Raw genomic sequence first — 19,701 nt, 5'->3', positions numbered from 1 at the left:
TCATAGATGCCTGAAGCCGGGAGATGACATTTTCTGTCGTTTTCCGGCTTCAGGAATTTTAAGAGAAAAACTCATGAATTTTCTGGTAGTTGAGGAAGCTGGCCGGGGTTCCGGTATATGTAAAAGACACAGCATGTATTAAAGTGGTGAGGCTATAGTTACCACCTTAAACTATAACCTCACATATCAGTATCGGCAACGTATATTCCTACAGTAAATCCCTTTTCCAGATGCAGGTAATTCACAGAAACGTATGCTTTGCAGTTACAGTAGTCATTACGCTGGTTGCCTGCCAGGAGAGCACTCAGAACCTCGCACAAAGAGAACCTGCCACCCACCTGCCAGCAGACACTTGTAACAACCCCGATGCGCATATTTTGTGTTGCTATGAGTATATACCGGAAACACTGACGTCTACAATGAAAATAGCCGGGGACAGGGAGCACGGGGAAAAGCTACGCATCACGGGTACTATCTATAAAGCAGATGGGAAAACACCTTACCCGGACGTGGTGCTGTACGTTTACCAAACCGATGATAACGGCTACTATTCTAAAGCTGGAAATGAAAAGGGTTTCCAGAAATGGCACGGGCGATTGCACGGATGGTGCAAAACAGATGCGAGGGGGTTTTACGAAATCCGGACTATACGTCCTGCCCGCTACCCTGATAACAGCATGCCGGCAAACATACACGCTGCTATTAAAAAACCAGATACAAACCAGAGCTATTATGTTTCTGATTTCGTGTTTAAAGACGATAGTCTGGTTAATGCCTCTTACTTAAAAACCATTACGTCGCTGGTAGGTGGTACAGGTATACTGGATGTAAGAAAGTTGCCCGACAGTACATGGGTCGGCAAACGCGATATTATCCTCACAAAGTAATTGCCGCAAACTATAGTTACACTATAGGTTTACACCCCGAACTGGCACAAGTGATGATTCAGATGTTTGTAAAACATGTTGTTCCACTGGGTACTGGTCAGTTTGCCAAACGAGTGAGAATCTTTCCCCTCAAAATGTGATTCGCCTAATTGCTGGGTCTTTTGGAGAAAGCCAACCAGGCGGTTTTTTTCCACTTCAAAGTCTCTGGCATCAGCGATTTTAAAATGCGGCGCAGTATGCCCATTCTGCTTAAAGGGCTTCTCATTTACTACAAAATCCTTCACAAGAAGCTTCACCAAAAACTTCATGATCGGGTTTGGCGTCGGGTGTTTGTCTTCGTACACCAGCTCGTAGGTCACGTTGCAATGTGCCAGCATCTGGGCCACATCCATCTTACCCCATAACTGTCTGCTATCGGGCGTTAAGGCATTTACACGGTTTATCAGCTCAGCTGTAGTTTCAGGGGCAAATACGTTTTTCATCTGATTGGCAATTTTCTGTTTTGATAGTGCGGCCCGGCTTTACCATTTCCTATCCGGATCAAAGTGTGCTATAGTTGGTGTAGCTATAGTTGAAGCAGAAGCGAAAAGCATGCATGTAAGCCAGGATGTGAGCCGCTTTACAACTGCAGTATATTAAAATTTTGCGATATTACTGCAGCAGCAAGACAATTTGGTTCGCAAACCAGTCTGATCAGCGCTGTCTATTCGCAAATTCATTCGCATAACCTTTGACGTGAGTCAAGAAACCAGCTATAGTTTCAGAAAATCAATTTCTATCTCATTCTTTCGTGGTTCGCGCTTAAACAGGTATTCTCCGTTACGGATAGACATAAGCACTTCTGCTCGCTCGCGAATGGCTTCATATGCGTCGTAAGCATCCAACACAATAAAGTTGGCTGGTTTCCCCGCTTCAATGCCGTACTGGTCATTTACACGCATAATGTGTGCGCCGTGGTACGTGATCAGGTCAAACGCTTTATTGATCTCGTCGATGTGAGTATAATGGGCTAAATGGATTCCGTTATCCAGGATATTCATCATGTTTCCGTTCCCTAAAGGGTACCAGTAATCCGCAATTGAGTCCTGTGCAAAAGCAACATGATTTCCGTTGTTTAGTAGCTCCTTTACACGTGTCAGGCCCCGGCGTTTCGGATAACTATCGCCACGCCCCTGCAGATGCGCGTTTTCTGTAGGACAGGAAATAAAATTGATCTGTGATTCCTTAAACAGGCCCAGCATTTTGTTAGCGTAACTATTTTCAACTGCACCGAAGCTGCAGGTATGGCTTGCTGTAGTATATGCTCCATAGTCTTTTTCCATCACAAGCGCATTCAGCACCTCCAGAAACCGGCTGTTGGGGTCATCGTTCTCGTCGCAGTGAATATCGATCATGACCTTGTATTTTATGGCCATGTCAACAATACGCCGCAACGATTCTACCCCATGTTCATAGGAAATCTCGAAATGAGGGATTCCGCCTGCTACGTCAGCACCCATTTCAAGGGCTTTTTCCATTAACTGTTCCGCACCTTTATAGCGGAAGAATCCTTCCTGGGGGAATGCAACCAGTTGCAAAGTCACGATGTCCTTCAGTTCTTCCCGCAGCTTGATCAGGGCTTTCATTCCTATCAGGTTCGGATCGGTAATATCTACATGCGTGCGGATAAACTGCACCCCATGGCTCAGTTCTTTTCGGATGCCTTTCATGGCACGCTCCCGCACAATTTCTTCGGTCAACGATTTCTTGTTCTCACTCCACCGCTGAATTCCCTCAAACAAAGTCCCTGATACGTTTGCATTCCCTTCGCCCAGTCCCGAAAAGATATAATCAAGGTGTAAGTGAGGATCAACGTAAGGAGGTAATACCAACCGGCCTTCCAGGTCAATTACTTCATCTGCGTTGCCAAGATCGTTCCCAATAGCTTTAAACTGTCCATTTTCTACTAAAATTTCGCGGGATTCGGGGTTCCCATAAAGCGTTGCGTTGATATATTTTTTCATTGATCTGGTCTCCTTTTTATTAAAATTTGGATGAGGATATATGCAGGTATAGAATCTTCATCCTGTTAGCCAAACAAGAACTTTTGCTAAAAGTTATAACGTGTCTGGCTTAAGACCGGGCATACACTTTAATTTAAAGAGCTGGACTATAGGCCATAGTTGCAGTGTATGGGAATAATAGTTTTTAGGCGCAGGGCTATAGTTTGCAACTCCTATGAAATGCTGCTTACAGCAGGGCTTGTTGTGTTAATTGAGCGGGACTCAACTCTAAAATTAAAAAGCCACTCCAGACGAGCTGAAGTGGCTTTTATTTATATAAACCAGAGTTAGGACTTATCGTTTAACGCACATCGGCCATCCATTTGCGGAGGAGAGGCCCTAACAACATAAGCAGGATACCGAAACCGATGGCATAGATACCAATCTTACTGATGATGTCGGCATAATAAGGCAAGGAGAGCACAGGGTTATCAACCACGTTTTCCGGAACACTCATCAAAGCTCCGATCTTGCCGGCCAGAAACTCCCCAATCGCGCTGGCGAAGAACCAGATACCCATCATCATGGCTACAATTTTAGCAGGGGCCAGTTTCGTTACCATCGACAGCCCGATAGGAGAGATACAAAGCTCCCCGCAAATGATAAAGAAGTATCCGAAGATAAAAGCAGCCAGGGAGATATGACCTGATTCGGCACCCCAAACTGTAGCGGCATAGAAAACACAAAAGCCCAGTCCAAGCAGTATAAATGATAAACCGAATTTTAAAGGAGTAGATGGTTCCAGGCCCTTTCGGTTAAGGGCAGGCCATAACCAGGCGAAAAAGAAACTCAGCACAATTACCCAGGCCGGTGGCAGAAAGTTATTGACAGCCAGCGCCGGTAGCTCTACGCCTGCCACATGCATGTCCACGTTTCGCATGGCAAACAGGTTAAGCGAGCCTGCATTCTGCTCATAAAACGCCCAGAACAGCGTTGAGAAAATGATCATCACCAGCGCAGCAAAGAGTTTATTACGGGCAATACTTTCCAGTTGGAAGGCGATGTATAAAATATAGCCTAAGGAAATAGCACCCAAACCGAACATAATGATATCCATGAGCTCGTAGCGGTGGAACAAGGCAACTATAATCGGAATAATCAGCAGCGAACCGGCATAGATAAAAATCTCGGTGGAAATACCGGCAAACAGCGGCTTGTTCAACGTTGCCGGGTCAGGTGGCAGTCCTTTTTCTTTCAGCGATTTTCTGCCAATTGCAAACACAATAAGACCTAAGATCATGAAGATACCTGCCAGACCAAAACCATAATGCCAGTTTATCTGCTGCCCCACGTAGCCACAAAGTAGTCCGCCTAGTGCTGCCCCAATGTTGATACCCATGTAGAAAATAGAGAAGCCGCTGTCTCTGCGAGGATCATTTTCGGTGTAAAGTGTACCCACCAGGCTGGAGATGTTTGGCTTAAAGAAACCGTTGCCGCAGATAATAAAGGCCATCCCAATGAAAAAACTCCAGTCTTCGGGCACAGCCAGCACCAGGTGTCCGATACTCATCAGAATTCCGCCATAAAGCACTGCTTTGCGGTAGCCTAGGTATTTATCGGCCATTACACCGCCTAACAGTGGCATGGTATAAACCAGCGCTGCATAGGAGCCAAGTATAGCATAGCCTTTCGGTTCATCGAATTTCAGCTCGGTAACCATGTAGGCCAGCAACAGCGCCTTCATGCCATAAAAAGAGAACCGTTCCCACATTTCGGCGAAGAACAGCATGTACAATTGTTTCGGGTGGCCGGTAGTTGCAGGCGCTTCCGGAATTTCTGTTTCAGTCAGGTCCATATATGTTTGAGAATGCTTTTAGAGGCTGTACGATGCTAAATGTGTAGAAAATAAAACAGTATTTATAGGAGCTAATATACTGATTTTTGATTCTGATTGGTTTGTTGCTATAGTTGCGTAGTAAATAAATATAGGCGGAGTATCAGACTATAAGTTTACGGAAGTTTCTAATAATGTTGTTGAGTATGTAGTGGCCTCTTAACTCTGCTTGTAAGGTCTCGATTTAAGTACCTCTAAAAGCTTACATTAGGTTTATACTATATATGCTTTTGCATGAAGCATAAATAATCTTTATTTTGGAAGTTAAACCGATTCTTAAAATCACTTACCAAGTAAACATGTATCGCTTTCTGTTTAAAGCTGCTGGTATTAATACCTTGCTTGTCATCACATCTTTTAGCTTGATCGTAAGCGGCTGTGCTACCCCAGCAAACACAATAGACCAAATTGAGGACCGTGGAGTTATTGCGGATAAGGCAATGGTTGTATCTGCTCATCCGGAGGCTTCCCGGGTAGGGTTGGAAATCATGAGCAAAGGAGGGAACGCATATGATGCAACAGTTGCCACGCAGTTTGCTTTGGCGGTGGTTTTCCCTGAAGCCGGCAATATTGGTGGAGGCGGTTTTACGGTGTATCGTTCCTCAGATGGAGAAACAGGATCTATAGATTACCGCGAAATCGCACCTGCAGCAGCATCTGCTACCATGTACCAGGATAGTGAGGCCAATGTAATTGCGGGTCTGAGCACAAACGGGCATTTAGCGGTGGGCATACCTGGTACAGTAGACGGTATGGTTAAACTGCATCAAAAGTTTGGTGTGCTTCCGTGGGCGGAGGTAGTGCAGCCTGCAATAGACCTTGCGCGTAATGGCGTTGTGCTAACCCAGAGAGAAGCAGATGGCCTTAATAATATGCGGGATGCCTTTCTGAAAATTAACAAGCATATACCTTACCTTACTGAAAAACAGAACTGGCAGGCCGGGGATACCCTTTTTCATGGAGAACTGGCGCAAACGTTGGAACGCATCCGGGATGAAGGACGTGAAGGGTTTTATGGCGGTAAAACAGCCGAGCTACTTGTTCAGGAAATGAAGCAAGGCAAGGGCATAATTTCAAAAGATGATCTTGCAAACTATAGTTCTGCCTGGCGCAAACCCCTGGAAGGTACTTACAAAGGCTACAAAGTTATTTCTATGGCGCCGCCATCGAGCGGTGGTATTGCCCTGTTGCAACTACTGACAATGGTGGAGCCTTACGATTTAAGCAAGTATAAATGGCAAAGTGCAGAAGCAGTTCAACTGATAACAGAAGCTGAGCGCAGAGTGTATGCTGATCGTGCTACTTACTTAGGTGACCCTGATTTTGTGAAAGTACCGACACAGGAACTGCTCAACAGGACCTACATGGGAGAAAGGCTGAGTACTTTTACTATGGAAAGAGCAACACCTTCTTCCGAAGTAAAAGCGGGGAACTTGCTTTTTGCAGAATCTGACCAGACAACCCATTTCAGTATAGTAGATCCGATGGGTAACGCAGTATCTACGACTACAACTTTAAATGGCAACTATGGCTCTAAGGTGGTTGTAAAAGGTGCCGGCTTTCTGCTTAATAATGAAATGGATGATTTCAGTGCAAAGCCAGGTGTCCCGAACATGTTCGGATTAGTAGGTGGCGAGGCAAATGCTATTGCGCCAGGCAAACGCATGCTAAGCTCCATGACACCAACCATACTTGAAAAAGACGGCAAGCTGTTCATGGTGGTGGGCACTCCGGGTGGTTCTACCATCATAACTTCGGTATTTCAGACTATACTGAATGTGCTAGAACATAACATGACCATGCAACAGGCTGTAGCAGCACCACGGTTTCACCACCAATGGTTACCAGATGTAATTCAGTACGAGCCGGATGCTATTAGCCCGGCTGTGAGAACTACATTGGAAAACAAGGGATACAAGTTAGAGCCGCGTAAACCATACGGCCGAGTAGATGCTATACTGGTGTTGCCAAACGGAAAACTGGAAGCCGGCGCCGACCCGCGCGGTGATGATGCTGCCGCAGGTTTTTAAGCTATGTTGCTGTGTAGAAGCTTCAAAATCTAAGAGGTTCAGTTTAACACGATAGTATCACCTGAGGAGGCATAGGTTCTAGAGATATTACCAGGTCAGAAGACATAGCAGTTACACGACCGGCACTGGGTAGTATCTGGCCCGGATTCTTATACTTATGCCTGTGAACCCCGACATACGTGGCGATTATGCTCACTTTCCTTTTCACATAGTGTAGTTCCATTAGTCTGTGCAGGTAAGCTAGCGCAGGATATACCTATTCTCCTGTATGCTTTCAAGCCCCACTCAAAAAGAAAAGCCATTAGGACCAACTATGCTTGAATGGAGAAAGGCTTTATGCTCTCCTCTATGCTGATTGTACTATTAGTTCGGGCGGTTAGGCAAGTTGAGCAGCTTGGGCTCTATTACTATAGCGAGCTTTATAAAAGAACAAAGCCCGTAGCGTTTTAAATACTGTTCGCATTCAAAACGCTACGGGCTCTTAATTGATGCAACCGTTTGAGGCCGATTTTTAAGGTCAGGCCACTAACTGTTTAATTTGCATACTGTTCCTTCTCCGCATTTTCCTTACGGAGCTTACTATGTTTTTTACCGTACAGGAAGTAGATAGCAATACCTATAGCCATCCAGCCCAGAAGACGATACCACGTTTCTGCTGGTAAGCCGGCCATCATACCCACACACACCAGAATACCAAGGATTGGAATCAAAGGAACGAACGGTGTCTTGAACGGACGGTGACGATCTGGCTCTTTTACGCGCAGGTACCAAACACCGGCACACACAATTGCAAAGGCAAGCAATGTTCCGATAGACACCAGGTGGCCTAATTCATCTACTGAGAAAGCACCCGCTACCACAGCGCATACAGTACCAGTCAGGATCGTACTTACGTGCGGTGTCTTGAATTTCGGATGCAATTTACCAAAGATAGGAGGTAACAGACCGTCTTTAGACATAGTATAGAAAATACGTGGCTGGCTCATCAGCATCACCAGCATTACAGAAGAAAGACCAGCGATGGCACCAATCTTCACCAGGTCGCGCAGGAATGTATAGCCAGTCTTCTCAATACCTACAGCGATAGGCTCAGCTACGTTTAGTTGGCTGTAAGGCACCATAGCTGTTAAGATACCAGATACCAGAATGTATAGAACGGTACAGATTATAAGAGAACCTAAGATACCGATTGGCATGTCTTTCTGCGGGTTCTTAGCTTCCTGAGCAGTGGTAGATACTGCGTCAAAACCGATATAGGCAAAGAAGATCACTCCTGCGGCTCTGATTATCCCACTCCAGCCATACTCACCAAAACCGCCTTGGTTTTCAGGTAAAAATGGCGTCCAGTTGGCAGCAGCTTCTTCCGGGTGGCCAAACAGATAATTCGCTCCGGCCAGGATAAACAGCAATACAACGCCTACTTTAATGATTACAGCGAAGTTGTTAAATCTGGCGGACTCGCTCATACCGCGTACCAGTAGGATGGTAATCAAGGCAATTGAAATGGCAGCCACTAAGTTGAAAATACCAGTAGCGTGAGGCAGTGTAGCAATGTCAATACCCTCTGAAGCAAGAGATACAGCCAGTTGCTCTGTGTTACGTACCCATGAGCTGCTACCAGGCAATTGAACTAGTTCAACTCCTGAAGCATTGCTCCATTCCGGCGGAACATTCACGCCCAGATCGCGCAGGAAAGATACCACGTATCCGGACCAGCCTACAGCCACGGTTGCTGCACCAAAAAGATATTCCAGGATCAAGTCCCAGCCAATAATCCAGGCCACGAATTCACCTAAAGTTGCATAACCGTAGGTGTAGGCCGAACCGGCAATAGGGATCATTGAAGCAAATTCAGCGTAACAAAGTCCTGCAAATGCACAGCCTAATCCGGCCAGAATAAAGGCAATTACAATTGCCGGGCCAGTGTACTGTGCGGCCGCACTACCTGTTAATACGAAGATACCAGTACCAATAATGGCCCCTACCCCCAGGGCTACCAGGTTGACTGGCCCTAAAGTTCGTTTCAGGTTGTGCGCCCCTTCGATTGAAGCGTCTGCGCTAAGCTGGTCTATGGACTTCCTAGCGAAAAGTTGGTTTGCCATAAAAGAGTAAAACTTAGAAAATAGTTAGTTGTAGTTAGTTTGTAATAGGTTAGAAGGAGCTAATATAAGTACTTTTCGCTATATACATAATACGTATTGGCGGTTGAGTATCTGAGTATTTATATTTTTTAAGTCACTCAGTACTCAATATTTCAATATAGCCTACATCAAATATGCTATCAGAGCAGGATATCTGGCTTCATCATCACGCGAGATGTATACAACTGAGAATCTAAACCTGTATTAGCTTGTGCAATTTTAAGCTTGGTCAATGTCTGCTGTTTCTCATTTCATTTTCTGTTATAATAGTTATAGAATAGGTTACATGAGGTTGATTTTAAACTTTTGTTAATGAGTGTTAAGCAAGTAAAATGTGAAGCTGGTAGTTACTTAAACTATAGTTGTCGGCAGTAACGTCAGAGCTTCTATAGTTTGCATTAGCGAAACTTTATAGGGTTGAAAACAAGCGAACTATAAGCTGTACCATTCGGGAGTGGCTTAAGCCTATCGATACTTGCCTAAAATTAACGTTATAGGATAATACCAGCCAGCGTCGCAGACATGTAAGAGGCCAGCGTCCCACAGATCAATGCTTTAAAACCCAGTGCAGCCAAATCCTGGCGACGTTCCGGTGCTAACTGGCCTATGCCCCCAACTTGTATAGCTATAGAACTGAAGTTCGCAAAACCGCAGAGCGCAAAACTAACTATAACCAAGGTCTTGGGGTCCAGCTGACTTTTTACTTTCACCAAATCCAGGTAAGCAACAAATTCATTGATCACCATTTTCTCGCCCATCAGAGAGCCGGCGATCTGTATGTCCTGAGAAGGCACGCCCATCGCAAATGCGAAAACAGAGAAGAAGCTGCCTAGTAGATCTTTCAGGCTTAAGGCGCTCAAGTTATAGCCCATCAGGTGTGGATCACCGAAGTAAGCTAAGCCTCTGCCTACATAACCTAACAGGTAATCTGCAAGTGCTATCAACGCTATAAAGCCAATTAGCATAGCCACTACATTCAAACCAACTTTTAAACCATCCGAAGCGCCGTGCGAAATGGAGTCAACAAGATTACTGTGCTCCTTTTTTACAGATAGCGTAACGTTGCCGCGAGTTTCAGAAGGCTCTGTTTCGGGGTAAATGATCTTAGCAATAGCCAGCGCACCGGGGGCAGCCATCAGGCTGGCTGCTATCAGGTACTCGGCTGGTACACCCAATGCAATGTAAACTGCCATAACGCCTCCGGCAATGCAAGCCATACTTCCGGCCATGGATGCCAGTAATTCCGAACGGGTCATGTTGTTCAAGTATGGCTTTATCATGATCTGTGCCTCAACCTGCCCCACAAAAACACTGGCAACGTTAGAGAGTGCCTCACTTCCACTTACCCCCATCAGTTTGTAAACCCCTTTTGCTACCAGCGATACGATGCGTTGCATCAGGCCAATATGATATGCTATGCTTACAAGTATGGATACAAAAATGATAGTTGGGATAATCTTGAAAAAGAAGATGAAGTCGTTGCCAAGGCCAAAAGCCTGATCCATCAGGTCTTTTTTAACTATAGCACCAAATACAAACTCAGCCCCTTTATCGGAGAAGGCCAGTAACCTGGTAATGCCTTGCCCAATCTTAGCAAAAATAGCTTGCCCAACCGGCACTTTTAAGATAAAAACAGCTAGCAATAATTGTAAACCAAGGCCCGAGGCAACAAGCCTATAGTTGATAGCCTTTCGGTTATTTGAGATTAGAAAAGCGATGCCGAGTATTAAAGCAATACCGATAAGGCCGGAAAAACGCTGTAACATGATTGTTCAGGAGTATTAAAAAAATATTTTAGTTAGATGCTTTCTCAGTTGCGACTACCATAGGCAGCTTCAGGCTGTTGATCACATCGACTACTTTGATGAGCTCATTAACCTGAATTGTTTTATCTACACGGAGCACTACAGTTGGTGAAATAGTGGTTGCAGAAATAGATGCCAGCGCTTCTTTTAAGCTTGCTGCCGGCACCGGCTGTTGCTCAATGTAATATTCCAGCTGCTCTGTAATGGTCAGGTTAATGATATTTCGGGGCACTGACTCTTCTGAAGATGCTTTTGGCAACAGCACTTTAATAGCATTAGGACTTGCCATGGTAGCCACGATCAGAAAAAAAAGCAGGAGGAAGAAGAGGATATCAGATAGCGAAGCTGCTTCTACGGCAGCGTGACCCCTGTTTTTAGTTCGCCTGAAGTTCATAGGAATTGCTTTTGCATAAAATATCCAGGAAGTTCAGCGACGTCATCTCCATTTTGCTTACAGATCGCTCTAGCATGTTATTAAGAATTGTATAGAGAATGTAAGCCGTAATACCTACTACAAGGCCGGTTGCAGAGGTGATCATTTTCTCGTAAATACCGGCTGCTATAATATCGATACTGATGTTTTTGTAGAGCGAGATATTGAAGAAGGTCCTGATCATACCTGTTACAGTGCCAAGGAAACCCAGCATGGGCGCAATGGTAGCAATGGCGCCAAGAATACCCAGGTTTTTCTCCATGTGCGTAATCTCTACACGGGCCATAGTTTCCATGGCGCTTTCCAGGTCTCGCATGGGAGCACCTATGCGGCTGATGCCTTTTTCCAGGATGCGGGCGGTTGGTGTTGTCGATAACTTACAGATGGTCAAAGCGCCATCTACGTTATATTTTGTCAGGTTGTCGGAAATGCTTTCAAGTAAGCGATTATCTGTTTTGCCTGCTGAGCGGATGTAGAGAAAGCGTTCTACAAAAAGATAAACCGATAACAGAGAAAGAAGCGCCAAGGGAATCATGATCAGGCCACCTTTTTGCAGCATACTTAAAAGTGAAAACTCAACGCTGGCAGGAGCACTGGCCTGTAATAGAAGTGGTCGCTGTACAGTTAATAGTACCGCAGAAATAATGGAATACATAAGCTAAATAGGAACATGGTAAATGACTTTTCTTAAAATTAAACTGACAGATAGAAGCATAGGCGTACTGTTCTGAAACTATCAGAATAGACGGCATTTGGCGAAACTGTCAGGAAATGGAAAAAGAAAAGTATGTACTATGGCCCTTTGGGCACTATGCAACAGAAATTGCGGGAAAGCGGGACAGGTGCAAACCGGGTTACCTTACCTGTTTTTACAAAAAGATAAGGAAGAAAAAAGAATATGAAAGCAAGTGCAATCGCGAATGTAAGCGGAGTGTTATCGTGAACGATACCTAAACTATGGGCACTGCCAATACTTTGCTTTAACGTAAGCTGTTTTTCAACTTCTATAGTCGTTGGGGCTGCATCAGAAAAAAAGCTGCGAAGTACATGCTGCTGCATGGAGAGCAGCAATAATGCAACAAGCATTATGATCGCTATCCGAAGGCGGGCAGGTATGTCTTCTTTTTTGAGCATTAACTGTAAAGTTAGCAGATGAAAAACCAGATTACCAAATTTTGGGATTAGATAAAAAGCAGCAAACTGAAATTGTGTGCTTTCTCTTCACTCTGGCTAATAGAGCTGAGTAGCTGATAAATAGTGTATGCTTTGTATCAGGCGCATAGGCCTGAGGAGCCAATGCAAGGAGTATGACAACACTATAGTCATCTCAGTTTTACCTATAGTTTCTGCTCCCATTTTTTCCAACCTGTAACAGTGAGCCTCACCCAGATCACAGTCGGTTTAGCTATCTGAAATACTTTGCCACGTGTTTTCTGTCTGATAGCTAATTACTTCCGGTTTGATTTTAAAGCTGTTTTACTGAAGAAGCCGTACTTAAATAGGTGCTTATCTCTTAATTATTAAAGAAAAATAAGAGACGGATTTCCAGTAAGTTTTCTGAAAAGTAGAATGCATTTACCGCATTTAATAATGGATTTGTGCTTAATACTTGGTGTGGCAAGTATAACTACTTTGATTTTTAAAAAACTAAAACAACCACTCGTTCTCGCTTATATCATTGCCGGTATTTTAGTTGGTCCTTATTGTCCATTCTTTCCCGGCGTAGTTGAAGTAGAAGGCACCCAGGTTTGGGCAGAAATAGGGGTAGTATTTTTATTGTTCAGCCTGGGCCTCGAATTCAGTTTCAGAAAGTTAGCGAAAGTCGGTAGTGCTTCTTCTATTATGGCGCTGACAGAAGTAATTATCATGCTACTGCTTGGCTATCTTACAGGCAAGTTCCTTGGGTGGGGAAGCATAGACAGCATTTTTCTGGGTGGTATTTTATCGATTTCTTCAACTACAATCATCATCAAAGCTTTTGAAGATCTTGGTATGAAAACACAGCGCTTTGTTGGCCTTGTTTTCGGCGTTTTAATAATAGAAGACCTCGTTGCCATCTTACTCCTTGTGCTGCTGTCTACAATTGCATTAAGCCAACAGTTTGCAGGTACCGAAATGCTGGTTTCTTTGCTAAAACTCGGGTTTTTCCTGATGATATGGTTTCTGTCAGGAATCTTGCTGATTCCTACCTTCTTAAAGAGAACCAGTAAACTATTAGATGATGAAATGTTACTGATCATCTCGGTCACGCTTTGCCTGCTGATGGTTATTCTGGCCGTACAGGCTGGGTTTTCTCAGGCGCTGGGAGCTTTTATCATCGGTTCTATTTTAGCAGAGACAACAAAGGCAGAAAAGATAGAAAGTGTAATAAAGCCAGTGAAAAATCTTTTTGGAGCAATCTTTTTCGTGTCGGTCGGTATGCTCATCAATCCGGAAATGATTGTAACTTATGCAGGTCCAATACTTATTATATCCCTAATAACTATAGTTGGCAAGTTCATTAGTATCACAGGTGGCGGACTAATGGCAGGCCAGGGTTTAAGAACATCCATCCAGTCAGGTATGAGCGTGTCTCAGATCGGGGAGTTCTCTTTTATAATAGCCACATTAGGCCTGACACTAAAGGTGACCAGCGATTTTTTGTATCCGATTGCTGTAGCCGTATCGGTGCTAACTACCTTTACCACACCATACCTTATCCGTTATTCAGAGTTGGTTTACAGAAAAGTTGATTCCGCGCTCTCCCCGAGGTGGCAGGAATTATTAAACCATTATACTTCCGGGGCACAAACCATCAGCGCCACCAGCGACTGGCAACTTATCTTAAAATCCTACATCCTGAATCTTGTAATTTATGCAGTCGTACTTACAGCTATTGTATTGCTTGCTGATGCTTATTTGCATTCTTTTGTTGCAGCCAATACTACCCAATTGCTGTGGGCTGATTTAGTAACCAGCTTTATTACCCTGATTTTTATGGTCCCTTTTCTCTGGGCTTTAGCTATTCGTCATACGCAGAAAGAAGCCCAGACCAGGCTTTGGGCAACTGAGAAGTACAGAGGGTTGATTTTGGTGATGCGGTTTGTGAGAATTGTAATAGCTGTGTTATTCGTTGCCTTTTTGCTGAATCAATTTATTTCCACCCTGATAGCTCTTACTGTTGGCGCAATAATGGTCATTCTACTGGTGATATTCTCTAAGCGTATCCGGCAGTTTTATATAACTATAGAAGATCGTTTTATCGATAACCTGAACGAAAGAGAAATAGAAGAAGCCCGCAGAATGCACCGGAATATAGCACCCTGGGATGCGCATTTAACCAGTTTCGATATAAAACCAACTTCATCTGTCATCGGCCAGACATTGGTGCAACTACAAATCCGTGAAAAGTTCGGAGTAAATATTGCTGTCATCGAAAGGGGAGACCTGACTATCATGCCTCCCTCGCAGAACGACTCGCTTTACCCCCGAGACAGAATTTATGTGTTTGGTACAGATGAACAGATAGAGCAATTCCGGCAATACCTGGATAGTCAGTCTGTTCTGACAGAAGTTGATGAGACCAGGAAAGAAGATGTAAGGCTCCAGAAGTTTATAGTTTCTGCATCTTCCAGGTTGCTGCACCGCACTATAAGAGAATCTGGGATACGGGAAAATACGAAAGGGCTTATAGTTGGCATAGAGAGAGGACAGAGCCGGATATTGAATCCATCATCCAACCTTACTTTTGAACAGGGAGACATCTTATGGATCGTCGGCTCACCAACCAGGATTAAAAGTCTGGAAGAAGCTTAAGGCAATTGCTTTTGCTGATTATTGCCGGTCATTCAAAAGTAAAGTCATTTAAATCAATTGTACTGGTAATATGTAGAATAAGGGGCCGGCACAGTTGCGGCGCTTCCAACTATAAGCATTGAGCAAAACCAGACAGTTTGTATAGTTGCGAGCACTGTTTATAGTTGGAAGCATAGACCACTTCAACCTTCAGCCCTTATCCGAACATATTTCATTTTAAGCCAAATCGTATCTTAATGCGGTAACCTGTCTTTTACAACACCATATGTAAAAGTCCCAACTATAGCTCCGGCAATTACCAGCAGGAAGGCCCAGAACCCATGGCCTAAATTCACGAATAAGGGACCAGGACAAGCGCCGGTTAGTGCCCAGCCTAACCCAAAAATGGTGCCCCCGATCAGGTAACGTGCCACTGACTTTTCTTTTGGTTTAAAGACGATCGGGTTACCCTGGTAATCGCGTAGATTATACTTTTTGATAAGGTAGGTGATGATGGTACCCAGCACTACCGCCGTACCGATAATACCATACATGTGGAACGATTGGAAGCGGAACATTTCCTGGATGCGGTACCACGAAATGGCTTCCGATTTACTCATTACGATGCCGAATAAGATGCCGGCTATTATAAATTTTAATCCTTTCACGTTTTTATTACTGACTAAAAATTAATTAAAAAATGAGTGGCAGCAGTACCCAGGTGGTAATCAGCCCGCCGATAAAAAAGCCAATAACAGCGATAAGCGAAGGTAACTGCAGGTTTGATATTCCACTAATCGCATGGCCTGATGTACAGCCACCGGCATAGCGGGAGCCAAACCCGATCATGAAGCCACCCAGCAACAGGATCAGAAAACCTTTGACCGTTAGCAGGGATTCCAGGCTGAAGACTTCGTCCGGCTGTAATGATTCCGGTGCTGATATACCCAACTGGCTTAAATCCTGGATAGTGGCCTGAGAGATTTGTACGGCTTCACCGGTCGACAGGAACTCTGATGCAACGAAACCGCCGACTATAGCTCCAACTAAAAACAGCAGGTTCCAGGTCTGAGCCCGCCAGTCAAAATCAAAAAACTTTACTTTTTTACCTGCACCACAGGCAGCACATATCACCCGCAGATTAGACGAAAAACCGAACGATTTTCCGAAGAATAACAGGATCATCATAACAAAGGCAATTACCGCACCCGATACATACCAGGGCCAGGGCTGACTTATAAACTCTATCATTGTAAATTAATTAGCTGGTTGAATAGCCCAGGTTTTCGTAACGCTACAGAGCAACCTGGTACAAACTCAGTAAGCTGGTTATGTTTGAAATTCAGTTATCGATTAAGAATAGTACAAATATCGGGAGTTAATTTCCCCGGTTCAGTGACTTTGGTCACGCAGGAGTATTTAGGCAAAAAAGAGTTCTTTCATGAATATGTAAATACCCATCAGAAGTACAAACCAGCCAAACGAAGTCTTTAGCTTATCCGCATGTATTTTGGTTGAAAGATAAGTACCGATGAAGATGCCAACTATAGAAATGGTAGAGAAAATACCCAATAGTGCCCAGTCTATATCGTAATTATACACATCCCCGATAAAGCCAAAGAGTGATTTGGCTGCAATAATGAGTAGGGAAGTGCCTACTGCCGTTTTCATATCGAGCTTGCTAAACGGCACCAATGCCGGGATGATCAGGAAACCACCACCTGCACCTACGAGCCCGGTAAGCGTGCCTACTACCAAGCCTTCGGCCAGGATGCCGCTATAGTTGAATTTCGGTTCAGGATGCTTTTCTGTTGAGATGGTGCTCACTACATCTGTAGATGTATCAATATTCTCATCTGCCGGCTCTGTGGCAACTTTCTTTTTTCGGATCATGGAAATAGAGGCGAACACCATTAAGCCCGCAAACAGGAGCATCAGAAGCACACCTTTCGTTACCGTAAAGTCACCTACTGAGAAGATATTTTCCGGGATAGCCGGTACCAGGTAGCGGCGCGTGAGGTATACAGCTACGATGGATGGTAAACCAAACACAACAGCTGTTTTCAGGCTGAGCAACCCTTTCTGGTAAAATTTGTAAGACCCGACCAAACTGGTAAGCCCAACTATAAACAGGGAATAAGCCGTTGAAATAACCGGGCTCAGGCCCAGCAGGTATACCAGCACTGGTACGGTAAGTATAGAGCCACCACCACCAATCAGGCCTAGCGATAAGCCAATTAGCATGGCAGCTATGTATCCGAGTATTTCCATTATATGTTGTATTTAGATAACAGTACAAAAGTATAGAAGACTAAGCCCAACTTCAGTGACTCTTATCACAGAAGGACTTATAGTTTAAGAGTTAGAGCGTTTGGGAGTTTATGAGTTAGAAAGTTAGAAAGGTATAAGTTTGGAAGTAAGTTTATGGTTTGAGATCTAAATTTGAGTTATAAAGTTGTGTTTCCATTTCTATAACTCATAAACGCTCTAACTCCTAAACTATAGACAGGTCGTGCACCTGAATGTAATTTCGGTGTAAGGTAATGGCGCCGGTTTGCTCTAGTTTTTTCAACAGCCGCGAGATCACTTCACGGGAAGAGTTGAGTTCGCTTGCAATTTGTTGGTGGGATAGTTTTACTTCGTTGCCGCTTACCTTTACATGGCGTTTCAGGTAAAACAGCAGCCGTTCATCTAGCCCCTTAAAAGCAATGCTGTCCAGGGTTTGCAGCAATTCTTCGAAGCGTTGGCGGTAAGAAGCAATCACAAAGCTATGCCAGGTTTTATACTTGCCCAGCCATAGTTCAGAGAGATGGGAGGGAACCAGCAGCACCTCGGCTGGTGTAACGGCTTTTACCATAATCTGGCTTTTCTCGGTACGGGCAGTACACATCATAGATAAAGCACAGGCATTACCCGCTTCCAGGTAGTACATCAGGAATTCATTTCCCTCGTCGTCGTTGCGGTATACTTTAAGCAAACCACGCAGCAGCAAAATTGTAGATGTAATGTACTGCCCCGACCGCATGACTTCTTCTCCTTCGTCCACTTCTTTCAGTGTGCTTTCTGCCAGCAATTCATCCAGCAGGGAGTCTTCGAGAGAAGGAAATTTTTTGAGTACAAGCTCTTTAGGTATCGGCTGCATGCGGTAAAGTTTAGTAAAACCAGCTATAGTTTAATATCGAGAGGAAATATGGTAAAGTTTAACATGGTAACAAAACAAAGCCCGAACTATAGCCTGAGCAGGAGAGGGGCAAAATAAGAAAGCCGGTACAGCATTCGCTGTACCGGCTTTACTTTAGTTAAACTTCATATTACGCTTTCTTAAAATCATTTACGGCCTCACTCAGGTCATAGACTGTTGCGGTTGGTAAGGCGGCTTCTACAATGCTGCTACCTGCCGCGGAACGGTACCCGCCTGCACAATGTACAGCGATAGGTTTTGCTGTAGGAATTTCGCCGGCACGCTCGCGTAACTCCGGTAAAGGAATGTTAATTGCCTTTTCGAAAAATTTACCAGCCTTTACTTCAGAAGCATTGCGTATATCCACAATCGTGTACCCATCCTGTTGCTTGCGGAATGTTTCTACATCGATTAAGGATGAAGTATAGTCTGCATCACCGTCCAGCACAAATGCGCCTTCAATCAGGAGTTCGTACCCGATCTTTGCTGCTTTCGAGATCAGATCATCCAATTGAGTATCACTTTCTGCTATCAGGTAAAACTTTTCTTCTGGCCCAACTATACTTCCCAACCAGGTTTCAAATTTGCCGCCATTCTGTATGTTTATTGCGCCTTTGTAGTGCCCTTTTTTAAAAGCTTTTTCATTACGTGCATCAACAATTAAGGAACCTTCTTTGGGTTTATAGTTCTTATCCAGTTTTTTAACGCCAGCTATACCTGATTTTAAATCTGGTGCACCCTGTTTGTTCAGGTCTACATCGTAGCCAAAGTACTTCGGAATAAAGGGCTGGTCTTCGGTCAGGATCTTTACGAACGCATCTTCGCTCATGGGCTGTAAGGCATAGTTTCCCAGCTTCTCAGCACCAATTGTGCTGCTGTTAGCGTCGCTCAACGCTTTGCCGCATAACGAACCGGAACCATGCGCCGGATAAACTATAACATCATCGGCCAGCTGCATTAGTTTCTCCCTGGTACTTCTGTACATAAGGCGGGCAAGTTCTTCGCGTTTGGCTGTTACGTTGCCGGCATTTTCACGAAGGTCCGGGCGACCTACATCACCGATAAACAAACTATCGCCTGTAAACACTGCTTTGTTTTTCCCTTCGTGTTCCAACACCACACTGATCGAGTCAGGGGAGTGGCCAGGCGTGTGCAGCGATTTTAGTTTTATCTTTCCTAGCTGTATTGTTGCGCCATCGTCAAAAGCCTGGTGCGGGTAATCTGCGCCAACCAAACTATGAGTGTATATCGTAGCGCCTGTTTTATGATAGATTTCCAGGTGCGAACTCACAAAGTCTGCGTGCGGGTGTGTTTCAATTACGCCTACTATTCTGGCGTTATTCAGGGCTGCAAAATCGTAGTATGGCTGCGGGTCCCGGGCCGGGTCAATAAGCACTACTTCGCGTGCGTCTTCGCTTAAAATCGCATAACTGTAATGCGCCAGTCCTTTATCTTCAAATTGCTGTATTTTCATGATTGCTTGATTTATAGTTTGTTGAATATCCAGTTGCAATATTTTATAGTACAAAGATAGCCTGCAGGCGCCGCCAGTTCAGTGACGATTGTCACACAGG

General features: G+C 44.4%; 16 protein-coding genes. 3 read left to right on the top strand and 13 right to left on the bottom strand.

The genetic code is table 11. From position 1 onward, the window contains the following. Positions 1-230: 230 nt before the first annotated feature. Positions 231-887: a dioxygenase family protein gene (locus tag GXP69_RS12115; RefSeq protein ID WP_163915340.1), complete on the top strand. Its 657-nt coding sequence runs from the start codon at positions 231-233 to the stop codon at positions 885-887. A 29-nt stretch (positions 888-916) separates the two neighbouring features. Here the strand turns inward: GXP69_RS12115 and GXP69_RS12110 are convergent, their stop codons facing one another. The 3 genes from GXP69_RS12110 to GXP69_RS12100 form a co-directional block, all read right to left on the bottom strand. Next, positions 917-1,369 carry a DUF1569 domain-containing protein gene (locus GXP69_RS12110; protein WP_163915339.1) on the bottom strand — a complete coding sequence of 151 codons (453 nt, stop codon included), beginning with the start codon at positions 1,367-1,369 and terminating at the stop codon, positions 917-919. 270 nt (positions 1,370-1,639) lie between these two features. Continuing rightward, on the bottom strand, positions 1,640-2,890 hold the full coding sequence (locus tag GXP69_RS12105) for an amidohydrolase family protein (protein WP_163915338.1): 1,251 nt from the start codon (positions 2,888-2,890) through the stop codon (positions 1,640-1,642). A gap of 340 nt (positions 2,891-3,230) precedes the next feature. Continuing rightward, complete coding sequence (locus GXP69_RS12100) at positions 3,231-4,724, bottom strand: peptide MFS transporter (protein ID WP_163915337.1); 1,494 nt, start codon at positions 4,722-4,724, stop codon at positions 3,231-3,233. A 338-nt stretch (positions 4,725-5,062) separates the two neighbouring features. On the opposite strand from GXP69_RS12100, the gene ggt reads away from it, so the two are divergent. Continuing rightward, on the top strand, positions 5,063-6,793 hold the full coding sequence (ggt, locus tag GXP69_RS12095) for a gamma-glutamyltransferase (RefSeq protein WP_394367362.1): 1,731 nt from the start codon (positions 5,063-5,065) through the stop codon (positions 6,791-6,793). 533 nt (positions 6,794-7,326) lie between these two features. Here ggt and GXP69_RS12090 read toward each other — a convergent pair. The 5 genes from GXP69_RS12090 to GXP69_RS12070 all read right to left on the bottom strand — a co-directional run bounded on the left by GXP69_RS12090 (position 7,327) and on the right by GXP69_RS12070 (position 12,306). Then, complete coding sequence (locus GXP69_RS12090) at positions 7,327-8,895, bottom strand: amino acid permease (protein ID WP_163915336.1); 1,569 nt, start codon at positions 8,893-8,895, stop codon at positions 7,327-7,329. 530 nt (positions 8,896-9,425) lie between these two features. After that, positions 9,426-10,700 carry a NupC/NupG family nucleoside CNT transporter gene (locus GXP69_RS12085; RefSeq protein ID WP_163915335.1) on the bottom strand — a complete coding sequence of 425 codons (1,275 nt, stop codon included), beginning with the start codon at positions 10,698-10,700 and terminating at the stop codon, positions 9,426-9,428. Positions 10,701-10,728: 28 nt separating this feature from the next. Continuing rightward, positions 10,729-11,133, bottom strand: coding sequence for an ExbD/TolR family protein (locus tag GXP69_RS12080; protein ID WP_163915334.1), 405 nt, complete (start codon positions 11,131-11,133; stop codon positions 10,729-10,731). Then, positions 11,114-11,827 carry a MotA/TolQ/ExbB proton channel family protein gene (locus GXP69_RS12075; RefSeq protein WP_163915333.1) on the bottom strand — a complete coding sequence of 238 codons (714 nt, stop codon included), beginning with the start codon at positions 11,825-11,827 and terminating at the stop codon, positions 11,114-11,116. Before GXP69_RS12075 ends, GXP69_RS12080 begins: the two co-directional genes overlap by 20 nt. Positions 11,828-11,964: 137 nt before the next feature. Next, a complete protein-coding gene (locus tag GXP69_RS12070) occupies positions 11,965-12,306 on the bottom strand; it encodes a hypothetical protein (RefSeq protein ID WP_163915332.1) in 342 nt (113 codons plus the stop codon). 456 nt (positions 12,307-12,762) lie between these two features. Between GXP69_RS12070 and GXP69_RS12065 the strand changes: the two genes are divergently transcribed. Next, the gene (locus GXP69_RS12065) at positions 12,763-14,967 is read left to right on the top strand and encodes a cation:proton antiporter (RefSeq protein WP_163915331.1); all 2,205 of its coding nucleotides are present in this window, start codon (positions 12,763-12,765) and stop codon (positions 14,965-14,967) included. Between the two features lie 233 nt (positions 14,968-15,200). Here GXP69_RS12065 and GXP69_RS12060 read toward each other — a convergent pair whose 3' ends face one another. The 5 genes from GXP69_RS12060 to GXP69_RS12040 form a co-directional block, all read right to left on the bottom strand. Next, on the bottom strand, positions 15,201-15,614 hold the full coding sequence (locus GXP69_RS12060; protein ID WP_163915330.1) for a DUF6691 family protein: 414 nt from the start codon (positions 15,612-15,614) through the stop codon (positions 15,201-15,203). Positions 15,615-15,639: 25 nt separating this feature from the next. Then, a complete protein-coding gene (locus tag GXP69_RS12055) occupies positions 15,640-16,197 on the bottom strand; it encodes a YeeE/YedE family protein (RefSeq protein ID WP_204282009.1) in 558 nt (185 codons plus the stop codon). A 168-nt stretch (positions 16,198-16,365) separates the two neighbouring features. After that, positions 16,366-17,217 (bottom strand): sulfite exporter TauE/SafE family protein, encoded by an 852-nt coding sequence (locus GXP69_RS12050; RefSeq protein ID WP_163915329.1) that lies wholly within the window; start codon positions 17,215-17,217, stop codon positions 16,366-16,368. 223 nt (positions 17,218-17,440) lie between these two features. Beyond that, the gene (locus GXP69_RS12045; protein WP_163915328.1) at positions 17,441-18,088 is read right to left on the bottom strand and encodes a Crp/Fnr family transcriptional regulator; all 648 of its coding nucleotides are present in this window, start codon (positions 18,086-18,088) and stop codon (positions 17,441-17,443) included. Positions 18,089-18,257: 169 nt separating this feature from the next. Beyond that, entirely contained in the window at positions 18,258-19,601 is a 1,344-nt protein-coding gene (locus GXP69_RS12040; RefSeq protein WP_163915327.1) for an MBL fold metallo-hydrolase, read from the bottom strand. Positions 19,602-19,701 lie beyond the last annotated feature (100 nt).

This window comes from Pontibacter burrus, from assembly GCF_010686685.1.
Taxonomy (GTDB): domain Bacteria; phylum Bacteroidota; class Bacteroidia; order Cytophagales; family Hymenobacteraceae; genus Pontibacter; species Pontibacter burrus.
This window is presented reverse-complemented; position numbering and strand designations above follow the sequence as displayed.

Excerpts from the sequence above, each read along its gene's own strand:
- GXP69_RS12115 (WP_163915340.1), top strand. The coding sequence starts at position 231 with ATGCAGGTAATTCACAGAAACGTATGCTTTGCAGTTACAGTAGTCATT.
- GXP69_RS12110 (WP_163915339.1), bottom strand. The coding sequence starts at position 1,369 with ATGAAAAACGTATTTGCCCCTGAAACTACAGCTGAGCTGATAAACCGT.
- GXP69_RS12105 (WP_163915338.1), bottom strand. The coding sequence starts at position 2,890 with ATGAAAAAATATATCAACGCAACGCTTTATGGGAACCCCGAATCCCGC.
- GXP69_RS12100 (WP_163915337.1), bottom strand. The coding sequence starts at position 4,724 with ATGGACCTGACTGAAACAGAAATTCCGGAAGCGCCTGCAACTACCGGC.
- ggt (WP_394367362.1), top strand. The coding sequence starts at position 5,063 with ATGTATCGCTTTCTGTTTAAAGCTGCTGGTATTAATACCTTGCTTGTC.
- GXP69_RS12090 (WP_163915336.1), bottom strand. The coding sequence starts at position 8,895 with ATGGCAAACCAACTTTTCGCTAGGAAGTCCATAGACCAGCTTAGCGCA.
- GXP69_RS12085 (WP_163915335.1), bottom strand. The coding sequence starts at position 10,700 with ATGTTACAGCGTTTTTCCGGCCTTATCGGTATTGCTTTAATACTCGGC.
- GXP69_RS12080 (WP_163915334.1), bottom strand. The coding sequence starts at position 11,133 with ATGAACTTCAGGCGAACTAAAAACAGGGGTCACGCTGCCGTAGAAGCA.
- GXP69_RS12075 (WP_163915333.1), bottom strand. The coding sequence starts at position 11,827 with ATGTATTCCATTATTTCTGCGGTACTATTAACTGTACAGCGACCACTT.
- GXP69_RS12070 (WP_163915332.1), bottom strand. The coding sequence starts at position 12,306 with ATGCTCAAAAAAGAAGACATACCTGCCCGCCTTCGGATAGCGATCATA.
- GXP69_RS12065 (WP_163915331.1), top strand. The coding sequence starts at position 12,763 with ATGGATTTGTGCTTAATACTTGGTGTGGCAAGTATAACTACTTTGATT.
- GXP69_RS12055 (WP_204282009.1), bottom strand. The coding sequence starts at position 16,197 with ATGATAGAGTTTATAAGTCAGCCCTGGCCCTGGTATGTATCGGGTGCG.
- GXP69_RS12050 (WP_163915329.1), bottom strand. The coding sequence starts at position 17,217 with ATGGAAATACTCGGATACATAGCTGCCATGCTAATTGGCTTATCGCTA.
- GXP69_RS12045 (WP_163915328.1), bottom strand. The coding sequence starts at position 18,088 with ATGCAGCCGATACCTAAAGAGCTTGTACTCAAAAAATTTCCTTCTCTC.
- GXP69_RS12040 (WP_163915327.1), bottom strand. The coding sequence starts at position 19,601 with ATGAAAATACAGCAATTTGAAGATAAAGGACTGGCGCATTACAGTTAT.